Origin of the sequence: Streptomyces violaceoruber (genome assembly GCF_033406955.1) — a bacterium.
Classification (GTDB): domain Bacteria; phylum Actinomycetota; class Actinomycetes; order Streptomycetales; family Streptomycetaceae; genus Streptomyces; species Streptomyces violaceoruber.
Genome location: NZ_CP137734.1, coordinates 5,242,077 through 5,254,426, shown reverse-complemented (window position 1 = coordinate 5,254,426; position 12,350 = coordinate 5,242,077). Strand labels below are relative to the sequence as shown.

At 73.0% G+C, this 12,350-nt stretch carries 10 protein-coding genes; 2 read left to right on the top strand and 8 right to left on the bottom strand.

The window, feature by feature from the left end; genetic code table 11:
• Positions 1–28: 28 nt before the first annotated feature.
• Positions 29–601, bottom strand: a complete 573-nt coding sequence (locus tag R2E43_RS23445; protein WP_030865482.1) for a YqgE/AlgH family protein — start codon at positions 599–601, stop codon at positions 29–31.
• A 233-nt stretch (positions 602–834) separates the two neighbouring features.
• Between R2E43_RS23445 and murA the strand changes: the two genes are divergently transcribed.
• Positions 835–2,181 (top strand): UDP-N-acetylglucosamine 1-carboxyvinyltransferase, encoded by a 1,347-nt coding sequence (gene murA / locus R2E43_RS23440; RefSeq protein ID WP_003975861.1) that lies wholly within the window; start codon positions 835–837, stop codon positions 2,179–2,181.
• Between the two features lie 184 nt (positions 2,182–2,365).
• Here murA and R2E43_RS23435 read toward each other — a convergent pair whose 3' ends face one another.
• The 6 genes from R2E43_RS23435 to R2E43_RS23410 all read right to left on the bottom strand — a co-directional run bounded on the left by R2E43_RS23435 (position 2,366) and on the right by R2E43_RS23410 (position 9,415).
• Positions 2,366–2,647, bottom strand: coding sequence for an HU family DNA-binding protein (locus tag R2E43_RS23435; protein WP_003950507.1), 282 nt, complete (start codon positions 2,645–2,647; stop codon positions 2,366–2,368).
• 352 nt (positions 2,648–2,999) lie between these two features.
• Positions 3,000–4,415, bottom strand: coding sequence for an NAD-dependent malic enzyme (locus R2E43_RS23430; protein ID WP_003975860.1), 1,416 nt, complete (start codon positions 4,413–4,415; stop codon positions 3,000–3,002).
• A 433-nt stretch (positions 4,416–4,848) separates the two neighbouring features.
• Positions 4,849–7,185, bottom strand: a complete 2,337-nt coding sequence (locus tag R2E43_RS23425) for a HelD family protein (RefSeq protein WP_003975859.1) — start codon at positions 7,183–7,185, stop codon at positions 4,849–4,851.
• Between the two features lie 82 nt (positions 7,186–7,267).
• Positions 7,268–8,056 carry an anti-sigma U factor RsuA gene (gene rsuA, locus R2E43_RS23420; protein WP_003975858.1) on the bottom strand — a complete coding sequence of 263 codons (789 nt, stop codon included), beginning with the start codon at positions 8,054–8,056 and terminating at the stop codon, positions 7,268–7,270.
• Positions 8,057–8,115: 59 nt separating this feature from the next.
• Positions 8,116–8,640 carry a sigma-70 family RNA polymerase sigma factor gene (locus tag R2E43_RS23415; RefSeq protein WP_007450155.1) on the bottom strand — a complete coding sequence of 175 codons (525 nt, stop codon included), beginning with the start codon at positions 8,638–8,640 and terminating at the stop codon, positions 8,116–8,118.
• A 184-nt stretch (positions 8,641–8,824) separates the two neighbouring features.
• A complete protein-coding gene (locus R2E43_RS23410; protein WP_003975856.1) occupies positions 8,825–9,415 on the bottom strand; it encodes a CGNR zinc finger domain-containing protein in 591 nt (196 codons plus the stop codon).
• A gap of 215 nt (positions 9,416–9,630) precedes the next feature.
• Here R2E43_RS23410 and R2E43_RS23405 point away from each other — a divergent pair, with 215 nt between their 5' ends.
• On the top strand, positions 9,631–10,194 hold the full coding sequence (locus tag R2E43_RS23405) for an anthrone oxygenase family protein (protein ID WP_259332667.1): 564 nt from the start codon (positions 9,631–9,633) through the stop codon (positions 10,192–10,194).
• Positions 10,195–11,053: 859 nt separating this feature from the next.
• On the opposite strand, the gene R2E43_RS23400 is transcribed toward R2E43_RS23405, so the two are convergent.
• Positions 11,054–12,259, bottom strand: a complete 1,206-nt coding sequence (locus R2E43_RS23400) for a uroporphyrinogen-III synthase (protein ID WP_079021203.1) — start codon at positions 12,257–12,259, stop codon at positions 11,054–11,056.
• Positions 12,260–12,350 lie beyond the last annotated feature (91 nt).

Below are 12,350 nucleotides of genomic sequence, written 5' to 3'. Positions count from 1 at the left end.
CGGCCAAGGGTACTGAAGCTCACACGCTTCAGTTGAGCGAAGGGTCGTCCGGATAGGTCGCCACCATCGCCAGGTCGCCCCGCTGGCGGCGCAGCACCTCGCGCCAGAGTCTCTCGGGGAACGGCGAGGAGACGTCACCGGGCTCGGACTCGACCACGTACCAGGCGCCCTCGGTCAGCTCGTCCTCCAGCTGGCCGGGCCCCCAGCCCGCGTACCCGGCGAAGATCCGCAGGGCGCCCACGGCGGGCGCCAGCAGCTCCGGCGGCGCCTCCAGGTCGACCAGACCGATCGCGCCGTGCACCCGGCGCCAGCCCAGCGGCGCCCGCTCGCCCGACGCCCCGCCGGGGACGACGGCGACGCCGAGGGCCGAGTCCAGGGACACCGGGCCGCCCTGGAAGACGACGCCCGGCTCACCGGCCAGGTCCGCCCAGTCCTCCAGGATGTCGCCCACGTCGACGGGCGTGGGACGGTTGAGGACGACACCGAGGGAGCCCTCCTCGTCGTGGTCGAGGAGGAGCACCACCGCACGCTCGAAGTTCGGGTCCGCCAGGGCGGGCGTTGCCACGAGCAGTCGCCCCGTGAGCGAGGACACCTCGGTCATGCCAGACATGATCCCGCATGTTCCCCTCCGGTGGGGAGGCAATCGGAGGCACGGGAGTGAACACGCACCCGCGCACGCCCTTCGATCGTGACCCCCCGTACGCGCCGGTGAACACGGCGTGTTGTGACAAATCCATGACGTTGCCGGACCGTGCGGAGGCGCATGGATGGGGGGTACAAGACGATTACCCTTTCCCTTCTGGCCCCTGCCCAACACCACGGAACGCGAGATTCATGACCGTCAACGGCGCTGATGACGTACTGCTTGTCCACGGCGGAACCCCGCTGGAGGGCGAGATCCGGGTCCGCGGTGCGAAGAACCTCGTGCCGAAGGCGATGGTGGCCGCCCTGCTGGGCAGCGCGCCGAGCCGGCTGCGCAACGTGCCGGACATCCGCGACGTGCGGGTCGTACGCGGACTGCTGCAACTGCACGGGGTGACCGTCCGTCCGGGCGAGGAGCCCGGCGAGCTGGTGCTCGACCCGACCCACGTGGAGAGCGCGAACGTCGCCGACATCGATGCCCACGCGGGCTCGTCGCGCATCCCGATCCTGTTCTGCGGCCCGCTGCTGCACCGCCTCGGGCACGCCTTCATCCCGGGCCTGGGCGGCTGCGACATCGGCGGCCGGCCCATCGACTTCCACTTCGACGTGCTGCGGCAGTTCGGCGCGAAGATCGAGAAGCGGGCGGACGGCCAGTACCTGGAGGCTCCGCAGCGGCTGCGCGGTACGAAGATCAACCTGCCGTACCCCTCCGTCGGCGCGACCGAGCAGGTGCTGCTGACCGCCGTGCTCGCCGAGGGCGTCACGGAGCTGTCCAACGCGGCGGTGGAACCGGAGATCGAGGACCTGATCTGCGTCCTGCAGAAAATGGGCGCGATCATCGCCATGGACACCGACCGCACGATCCGCGTCACCGGCGTGGACGAGCTGGGCGGCTACACCCACCGTGCCCTCTCGGACCGCCTGGAGGCCGCCTCCTGGGCCTCCGCGGCCCTGGCCACCGAGGGCAACGTCTATGTCCGCGGGGCCCAGCAGCGCTCGATGATGACGTTCCTGAACACCTTCCGGAAGGTGGGCGGCGCGTTCGAGATCGACGACGAGGGCATCCGCTTCTGGCACCCGGGCGGCCGGCTGAAGTCCATCGCCCTGGAGACGGACGTGCACCCCGGCTTCCAGACCGACTGGCAGCAGCCCCTGGTGGTGGCGCTGACCCAGGCCACGGGGCTGTCCATCGTCCACGAGACGGTCTACGAGTCCCGGCTGGGCTTCACCTCGGCGCTCAACCAGATGGGCGCCCACATCCAGCTCTACCGCGAGTGCCTCGGCGGTTCCGACTGCCGCTTCGGCCAGCGCAACTTCCTGCACTCGGCCGTCGTCTCCGGACCGACCAAACTGGAGGGCGCCGACCTGGTCATCCCCGACCTGCGCGGCGGCTTCTCGTACCTGATCGCCGCCCTTGCGGCCCAGGGCACCTCCCGGGTCCACGGCATCGACCTGATCAACCGCGGCTACGAGAACTTCATGGACAAGCTCGTCGAGCTGGGCGCGAAGGTGGAACTCCCGGGCAAGGCCCTGGGCTGACGCTCCCGCAGACACGCCGATGGGGCGGTCACCCGATCCCGGGTGACCGCCCCATCGGCATTGCGAGGTGCGCCCCAAGGGGGCGCGGGGAACTGCGCGACCAGCCACGAACGACCCGCAGCCGCGAAACGACCGCGTCCCGAACGAACGATCCGCGCAGTCCCCGGCACTCCAAGCGGAGCGCCTACTTGCCCTTGGCGGCTTCCTTGAGCTTGGAGCCCGCGGAGACCTTGACGCTGTAGCCGGCCGGAATCTGGATCGGCTCGCCGGTCTGCGGGTTGCGGGCGGTGCGAGCGGCACGGTGGGTGCGCTCGAAAGTCAGGAAGCCGGGGATGGTGACCTTCTCGTCGCCCTTGGAGACGATGTCGCCGACAACCTCGGCGAAGGCGGCCAGCACGGCGTCGGCGTCCTTGCGGGTCACCTCGGCGCGGTCGGCCAGCGCGGCCACCAGCTCACTGCGGTTCATGTTGTTACTCCCGTGTTCTTCTTGCCGTTGAGGCGTGCCACGCGGCGGAGCCGCATGTTGGGCACAGCGATGCCGATGCTGCCAGGGCCCTCTGACATTCCCCGGACCCGGGTCGGTCGTCAGACCCTCGCGCCCAGGGAGGCATCCTGCCTCCACCTGCGGCGGTAAAGCCAATCCGGCACCCCCAGGAGTCGTGAGAACACCCTTGGGAGTCACACGCCGAGAGGGCCTGAGCCTTGCGCAACCCTAGAGGGCGATCCGAAGCCCGACATCCCGCGACGCGCCGGAGCGGCGGCCCGCCGTGGTGATCCTCACCACCACGCCACAGGCCGCCTTCCCCCGGCGGGGGGAACTACGCCACCACTCCGGCGGCCTTCGCCGCGTCCCGCACGGCGCCCGCGACGGCACCGGCGACCTTGTCGTTGAAGACGCTGGGGATGATGTAGTTCGGGTTGATCTCGTCCTCGGTCACCACGTTCGCGAGGGCGTGTGCGGCCGCAAGCATCATCTCGGTGTTGACGGTGCGGGACTGGGCGTCCAGCAGGCCGCGGAAGACGCCCGGGAAGACCAGCACGTTGTTGATCTGGTTCGGGAAGTCCGAGCGGCCGGTGGCGACGACCGCGGCCGTCTCCCGGGCGATCGCCGGGTCCACCTCGGGGTCGGGGTTCGCGAGCGCGAACACGATCGCGCCGTCGGCCATGGCGGCCACGTCCTCGCCGTCCAGGACGTTGGGGGCGGAGACGCCGATGAAGACGTCGGCGCCGTGCACGGCCTCCTTGAGGGTGCCGGTGAGGCCCTCGGGGTTGGTGTTGTCGGCGATCCAGCGCAGGGCCGACTCGGGCGCGGCGTCCACCAGGTCCGCGCGGCCCGTGTGCACGACGCCGTGGATGTCGGCGACGACGGCGTTCTTGACCCCGGCGGCGAGCAGCAGCTTGAGGATGGCCGTACCGGCCGCGCCGGCGCCGGACATGACGACCCGTACGTTCTCGATGCCCTTGCCCACCACGCGCAGGGCGTTGGTCAGCGCGGCGAGGACGACGATGGCGGTGCCGTGCTGGTCGTCGTGGAAGACGGGGATGTCCAGGGCCTCGCGCAGCCGGGCCTCGATCTCGAAGCAGCGGGGCGCCGAGATGTCCTCCAGGTTGATGCCGGCGAAGCCCGGGGCGATGGCCTTGACGATCTCGACGATCGCGTCGGTGTCCTGGGTGTCCAGGCAGATCGGCCAGGCGTCGATCCCGGCGAACCGCTTGAACAGGGCCGCTTTGCCCTCCATCACCGGCAGCGCGGCCTTCGGGCCGATGTTGCCCAGGCCCAGCACGGCGGAGCCGTCGGTCACGACCGCGACGGAGTTGCGCTTGATGGTGAGGCGGCGGGCGTCCTCGGGGTTCTCGGCGATCGCCATGCATACCCGCGCCACGCCGGGCGTGTAGACCATGGACAGGTCGTCGCGGTTGCGGATGGGGTGCTTGGACTGCATCTCGATCTTGCCGCCGAGGTGCATGAGGAAGGTACGGTCCGAGACCTTGCCCAGGCTGACGCCCTCGATGCCCCGCAGCTGCTCCACGATCTCGTCGGCGTGGGCGGTCGAGCCGGCCGCGATGGTGACGTCGATGCGGAGCTTGTCGTGGCCCGAGGCCGTGACGTCGAGGCCGGTGACCGAGCCGCCGGCGGACTCCACCGCCGTGGTGAGCTGCGAGACGGCGGTTCCGCCGGCGGGCACCTCCAGTCGGACCGTCATCGAGTAGGAGACGCTGGGCGCCGTTGCCATGGCCGACTTCCTCTGCTTTCACCGTGTAACTGGGTTGTGCCGTCCGATCGTCGCACCTACCACTGGGTACGCGGTAGCCGCCCCGGATTGCGAACTTTTTGTTCGCTCCGATTTCGGAAAACGACTTCCACCATACGAGAAGTGGCCCGTCGGGGGAAGGCCCGTCGGCAGACTCGGACGGCGACGCGGCACGATGGCGGCCCGATCGCCGAAGGAACCCGCGGGACGGGAATTGTCTTGCGGGGATCGTTTGTTACCTTGGACGTGGCACCGGCTCGATCCAAGCCCCCGGGCCCAACCTTCGTCGCTACGAGCGACCACTTGCCGCGAGGCGAGCATGGCGGGTCGGTGCCACTTGAACGAGAGCGGAAGGCCCGCGCCGTCGCACGGCGCGGGCCTTCCGCACGTCTGCGGCCGCTCCCCGGCCCGGCGCTCAGTCGCGCAGCAGGTCCGGCACCCCCGAGGCGTCCGGCTCGTCCCGTTCGCCGGAGACGACCGTCAGCTGCTGGGTGGCCCGGGTCAGGGCGACGTACAGCACGCGCAGTCCGGCGGGCGACTCGTCGGCGATCTCGGCCGGGGAGACCACGACCGTGGCGTCGTACTCCAGGCCCTTGGCCTCCAGGCTGCCCAGCGCCACCACGCGGTCGCCGAGCCCGGCCAGCCAGCGCCGGGCCTCCTCGCGCCGGTTCATGGCGACCACGACGCCGACGGTGCCGTCGACGAGGCCGAGCAGCCGGGCCGCCTCCGCGCGGACCGTGCGGGCGAGGGACTCCTCCACCACCGCGAAGCGCGGTTCGACGCCGGTCGAGCGTACGGCCGACGGGGACGTGGAGCCGGGCATGGCCAGCGCCAGGACCTTCGCCGCCAGCTCGGCGATCTCGGCCGGGTTGCGGTAGTTCACGGTCAGCTCGAAGCGGCGGCGCGGGCGGCTGCCGAGGGCCTCGTCACGGGCGGCGGCCGCCTCGTCGGGGTCGGACCAGGAGGACTGGGCCGGGTCGCCGACGACCGTCCAGGTGGCGTGCCGGCCGCGGCGGCCGACCATCCGCCACTGCATGGGGGTGAGGTCCTGCGCCTCGTCGACGATGACGTGCGCGTACTCGGTGCGCTCCTGGGCGAGGCGCTCGGCGCGCTCCCACTGGGTCTCCTCGCGCTGCGGCATCAGCTCGTCCAGGCCGGTGAGCTGGTCCAGCGGGTCCTGCTCGCGCCGCTTGCGGGGGCGGGCCGGGGTGCCGACGATCGCCTGGAGTTCGTCGAGCAGGGCGATGTCGTGCACGGAGTGGCCCTCGCGCCGCAGCGAACGGGCCACCTTGCGGACCTCGCCCGGGTTCAGCACGCGCCGGGCCCAGCGGCCCAGGCGGCGCTCGTCCGCCATGGCGGCCAGCACGGCGCCCGGGGTCAGCTCCGGCCACCAGGCGTCCAGGAAGCCGGTGAAGGAGTCCTCGGAGCTGACGTCCTCGTCGAAGGAGGAGCGCAGCTCGGCGGCCAGCTCGGGATCGCTGTGCCGGGCTCCGGCGCCCGACTTCTCCCACAGGGCGTCCAGGAGCAGCCGGCGGGCGCGCGGACGCAGCAGGTTGACGGGCGCGGTGCCGCCGAGGACGGTGCGGCGGATGCCGGCCAGCTCCTCGGCCTCCAGTTCGAGGCGGCGGCCGAAGGCGACGACCCTGAGCAGCGTCGGCGAGTCGGCCGGCTCCAGCGCTCCGCGCGCGGCCCTGCGCAGGACCCGGAGCATGCGGGCGGAACCCTTGGCGCGTGCGGTGGCCGGGGAGTCGTACAGCGTGGCCTCGGCGCCCGCCGCGTCGTCGGCCAGCGAACCGATCGCGCGGATGGCGACCTGCCCCTCCTCGCCCAGCGAGGGCAGCACGCCCTCGGTGTACGCCACGAGCAGCGGCGTCGGCGAGACGATCAGGATGCCGCCCGCGTACCGGCGCCGGTCCTGGTAGAGCAGGTACGCCGCCCGGTGCAGCGCGACGGCGGTCTTGCCGGTGCCGGGGCCGCCCTCGACGTAGGTCACTGAGGCGGCGGGGGCGCGGATCACCCGGTCCTGCTCGGCCTGGATGGAGGCCACGATGTCCCGCATGGAGTGGGTACGGGCCTGGCCGAGGGCGGCCATCAGGGCGCCGTCGCCGACGACGGCCAGCTCCTCGCCGTCCAGCCGGGCCGTGATCTCGGGCCGCATCAGGTCGTCCTCGACGCCGAGGACGCGCCGCCCCTTGGAGCGGATCACCCGGCGGCGCACGACCCGGCCCGGGTCGACCGGCGTGGACCGGTAGAACGGGGCGGCGGCCGGCGCCCGCCAGTCGATGACCAGCGGCGCGTAGTCCTCGTCCAGGACCCCGATGCGGCCGATGTGCAGGGTCTCGGCGATGTCTGCGGTGCCGTCGGGCCCGAGGGCGCCGTCGGCGGGCTCGACGGCCGTGTACGCGCCGTCCGGGCCCTTCTTGCCGTCCTTGCCGAGGAGCAGGTCGATGCGGCCGAACAGGAAGTCCTCGAACTCGTTGTTCAGGCGGTTGAGGTGGATGCCGGCCCGGAAGACCTGCGCGTCGCGCTCGGCGAGGGCGCCGGGCGTGCCGACGTGGCCGCGCTGCGCGGCGTCGTGCATGAGGAACTCCGCCTCGTGGATCTTCTCCTCGAGGCGGCGGTACACCCGGTCGAGGTGCGCCTGTTCCACGTCGATCTCTCGGTCCCGTACGGAGTCCTCCCGTGCGGAGTGCTTCCGTACGGGCTCGTGCTCCGAGTCGACCGCTGAATCCTGTTGAGCCTGTGCGGCCACCGGGCCCCCTTCTGACGTGCTGGGCAGCCGTCAAAAATACGCGAAGGGGGCCCGGGAAGCTACGGCGCGCCTGCGGCCCGCGCTACGCGTCGACCTCCACGAGCCGCTTCCCGTCGAAGGTCATGACCTCGAAGTGGGAGATCTGGTTGGGTTCGAAGGCGGCGCCGCCGTGCACGTAGAGCGGCTTCTTGGCCTTCTCGGTGGTGGCGCCCGGGATGCCGTACCCCCAGTCGGGGACCGACCAGGAGGTGAGCGTCTCCCGCTCGCCGTTCTTGCCGACGGCGATCAGGGAGCACTTCTGGGGGCCCTTGAGGTTCTTCAGCTCCAGGACCGTTTCGGTGCCCCAGGCCTTCTTCTCCAGGGCCACGGTCGCGCTGACCTGCGTGCCCGGGTCGGTGGCGGTGACCCGGTCCGGCATGGCGGCGAAGGCGGACTCGGCGGGACTCGCGGCCTGCTGCGTGGCCTCGGCCCTGCGGCCGCCGCCGTCGTCACCGCCGCCGCCCCCGCCGCCCGTGGTCGCCACCGCGGCGAACGGGCCGCCGATGATCAGCGCGGCCGCGGTGCCCACCAGGTAGAAGTTGCGGCGGCGTTTGCTCGCGCGGCGTTCGGCGACCTCGTCGACGAGCTTCTCCGAGAGCCGTGCGCTGGGCTTCACGGTGAGCGACTCGGCGACGGCGGGCGTGCCGGTGCCCGGCAGGTCCGCGAGTGCCGCCATCATCGGCTCCATGCCGGCCAGCTCGTCGAGCTGCTGGGCGCACCACTCGCAGGTGGCGAGGTGGGCCTCGAAGGCCGTCGCCTCGGCGTCGTCGAGGATCCCGAGGGCATAGGCGCCGACGGTCTCGTGCTCGTTCGGCGCCGGTGTTCCCTGCATGGGGACAGAGTTACCCGTGTCCCCCGGGCCGAATCCCTGTACTCCCCCGTAGCCGCTCATCACGCCGTCACCCCCCGCTCCTCCAGAGCCAGCTTCATCGAACGCAGGGCGTAGAACACCCGGGAGCGAACGGTTCCGCTGGGTATGCCCAGTGTCTGCGCCGCCTCATTGACGGTACGCCCCTTGAAGTACGTCTCGACGAGGACCTCCCGGTGGGCCGGGGTCAGGTCGTCGAGCGCGTCCGACAGCGTCATCAGCCACAGCGCCTTGTCGATCTCGTCCTCCGCGGGGATGACCTCCAGCGGCGACGGATCGACCTCCTGCGGCCGGGCCTGCCGGCTGCGGTGGCCGTCGATGACGATGCGACGTGCGACCGTCACCAGCCAGGGGCGTACCGATCCGGTCGCACGGTTGAGCTGACCGGCGTTCTTCCAGGCACGGATGAGCGTCTCCTGGACGACGTCCTCGGCGCGCTGGCGGTCCCCCGCGACCAGCCGCAGCACGTAGGCCAGCAAGGGGCCGGCGTGCTCGCGGTACAGCGCGCGCATCAGCTCCTCGTCGGGTTCCGAGGACGACTGCGACATGCGATGTCGGGCCCTCGCACCACGTTCATTGGCCACGACGGAATCCTTGCGCACGCCCACCTCCGATGTCCGGGGGTTCCCCCAGTCGGTCGCTCGCCCATTCGGTACGGACGCGAAGTGCGGCGTGTTCAAAACGAGATGAGGGATTTCTCCAAGGCGCGGTACGAAGGGGACGCGGGCGGACCTACCGGGACAGCGCGACGCGGCGGCGGTGCCGGGCGACGCGCTCGCGGTTGCCGCAGACCTCGCTGGAGCACCAGCGCCGGCGGCGGCCGCGGGAGGTGTCCACGTACACGATGGGGCAGTTGTCGCCCGCGCACTGCCTGAGGCTCGCCCGCGCGACGGGGTCGGTGAGCAGTTCCACCACGTCCCGGGCCAGCGCCCCGAGCAGCGCGGCGCACCGCGGTGGCCCGGTCAGCTCCCGCACCAGCGTGCCGTCCTCGCCGGGGACCGCACGGGGTGCGGGGGGTGCGGCGAGGGCGAGTTCGTTGACGCGGGCGAGGGCGAGTGCGTAGGGGTGGCTGTGGGGTACCGGGTGGCCGCGCACCAAGCGGGCGGTCTCGCCGCGCAGTTCGCGGAAGCCGGTCAGCCAGGACGGGTCGGCGTGGGCCAGCGGGGTGCCGGGCGGGACGAGTCCGGAGCCGGTGATCCAGGCGCGCAGGGCGTCGACGGAGTCGAGGCGTTCCGCGGGGTGGGTGGTGGCGATGAGGTCCAGACTGATCCGCCCGGTGTCGAACCGCAGCTCGTACGGGTCGGTGGCCGTACCCAGTGCCATGTTCCTGTCACCGCCTAGGGCTTGCCCGCTCAGGCACGGGCCCGGAAAGGGGAGCAGGGAGACCGCGCGCGGACCGCTTGCGGAGCGCTCCCCTCTACAGTGCCTGCCCGCACCCGCGCCCGGAACCCCTCGTACCGCCCCCTCGTGGACGCTCGCGTATGCGCCCGCGCGCCCGGGCCATGTCGGGCGCGCCGCGGCGCCCGTTGACTGGACGCATGACAGACATCAACGGGGAACGGCGGGCCCGTGCCGCCGGTGGAGTACTGGTCGCGGCCACGGTCGCCGCGGGACTGATGGCCGGGGCCTTCTACGTCTTCGCCTGCGCCGTGATGCCGGCGCTGGCGCGCAGCGGGGACCGGGTGTACGTCGACGTGATGCGCGACATCAACGGCGTGATCCAGAACCCGGTGTTCCTGCTGGTCTTCATGGGCGCACTCGCCCTCGCGGGCCTCGCGGGGTGGCAGTCGCGCGGGCTGCCGGGCCGCCGGTGGATCTGGGCGGGCGCGGCGGCGTACGCGCTCGCGTTCCTGGTCACCGTGGTCGGCAACGTCCCCCTCAACGACGCCCTGGCCCGCCCCGGCGACCCGGCGGCATTGCGCGAGCGGTTCGAGGACCCGTGGGTGGCCTGGAACGTCGTACGCGCGGTGCTCTCGACGCTGGCGACGGCCTGCCTGGCCGCGGGGCTGACGACACGAGGACGACGACCGGCGCGGTCCGCGCCCCGGACACCCCAGCGGCCCACGGCGCCCCACGGCACCCCCCACCCGACCGGCCACTGACCACCGGGCACCGACGGACACCCGTAGCCTCCCGGAACCGCGGGCCCGACAACACGCGACCACCGACGCGGCCCGGCCCCCCGGACACCCCAGCGGCCCACGGACCCCCAGCCGACCGGCCACCGACCACCGGGCACCGGGCACCGACGGACACCCGTAGCCTCCCGGAACCGCGGGCCCGACAACACGCGACCACCGGCGCGACCCGGCGCCCCGGACGCCACGGCGCCCCACGGCACACCCCACCCGACCGGCCACCGACCACCGGGCACTGGGCACCGGGCACCGAGCACCGAGCACCGAGCACCGAGCACCGAGCACCGAGCACCGAGCACCGAGGACACCCGTAGCCTCCCGGAACCGCAGGCCCGACGACACGCGACCACCGACACCGCCCGGCGCCCCGGACGCCACGGCGCCCCACGGCACACCCCACCCGACCGACCACCGAGCACCGAGCACCGAGCACCGAGCACCGAGCACCGAGCACCGAGGACACCCGTAGCCTCCCGGGACCGCGGGCCCGACGACACGCGACCACCGACGCGACCCGGCGCCCCGGACGCCACGGCGCCCCAGGGCACACCCCAACCCGATCGGCCACTGAGCACCGGGCGTCACGGGTGCCTCGCCGGTGGGCGGCCGGCCGGCGGACGGGCGGTCGGCGGGCACCCGGCGCGGTGTCGTAGGCGGTGCCGGCTGCCGATCGGCCCGGGGGCCAGGGCTCGCGGTGCGGCCGTATCGTGCGCGGCCCGCACCGCGCATCACCGCCCGCGCCCGCGTCCGGTCCACGCCACCGGGACCGGCGCACGTGCCGCCGCACCGCATCGGACCTGGAAGCAGCCGTGCCGTACGGGGCTCAGTCGGTCGTGTACTTGGCGTCCGTGGCCGGGTCCAGGGCGAGGCGGTAGCCGCGTTTGACCACCGTCTGGATCAGCTTCGGGGTGCCGAGGGACGTGCGCAGGCGGGCCATGGCCGTCTCGACGGCGTGTTCGTCGCGGCCGGTGCCCGGCAGGGCGCGCAGCAGCTCCGCGCGGGGCACGACCCAGCCGGGCCGCCGGGCGAGGGCGCGCAGCAGGGACATGCCGGCGGGCGGCACGGTCCGCAGCTCCCCGTCGACGAGCACCGCGTGTCCGCGGATCTCCAGCCGGTGCCCGGCGACGGGCAGGGCACGGGCGCGGGCCGGCAGCTCCTGGCACAGCAACTGGACGAGCGGCCCGAGCCGGAAGCGCTCGGGCTGGACCGTGTCCACGCCGTGCGCCTGGAGCGGCACCGCGGTGACCGGCCCGACGCAGGCGGGCAGCACGTCGTGCCCGAAGGCGGCGAGCAGCTCCGGCAGCAGGCCCCGCTCCTCGGCCCGGCCCAGCAGGGACACCGCGGCGGGCGCGCTGGTGAAGGTCACGGCGTCCACGCCCCGCGAGACCGCGGCGTCCAGCAGCCGGTCCACCGGACCGAGGTCCTCCGGCGGCAGCCACCGGTACACGGGCACGCCCACCACCTCGGCCCCGCCCTCCCGCAGCGCCTCCACGAACCCCGGCAGCGGCTCGCCGTGCAGCTGTACGGCGATCCGGCGGCCCGCCACGCCCTGCTCCAGGAGCCGGTCCAGGACCTCGGCCATGGACTCCGAGGCGGGTGACCACCGCTCGGTCAGTCCGGCGGCCCGTACCGCGCCCTTGACCTTGGGCCCGCGCGCCAGCAGTTCCACCGTGCGCAGCCGCTCCAGCAGGGCGTCGCCGAGCCCCCAGCCGTCGGCGGCCTCGACCCAGCCCCGGAACCCGATGGCGGTGGTGGCGACGACGACGTCCGGCGCCCGGTCGACGATCCGCTTGGTCGCGGCCATCAGCTCGCCGTCGTCGGCCAGCGGCACGATCCGCAGCGCCGGGGCGTGCAGGACGGTGGCCCCGCGCCGCCCGAGCAGCGCGCCCAGTTCGTCGGCCCGGCGGGCGGCGGTCACGCCCACGGTGAACCCGGCCAGCGGGCCGTGGCCGGGCTGCCGTGCCCCGTCGCCCACGCCACCCGCGCCACTCCGGTCGCTTACGTCACTTACGTCGCTTACGTCGTCCATCCTCGCCGCGCTCCGATCCGTTCACGCCCACGTGCACAGTCACGTGGCGACCGAGCCTGTCAACCGTGCGTGACGGGCTCGGTTCCGCCGC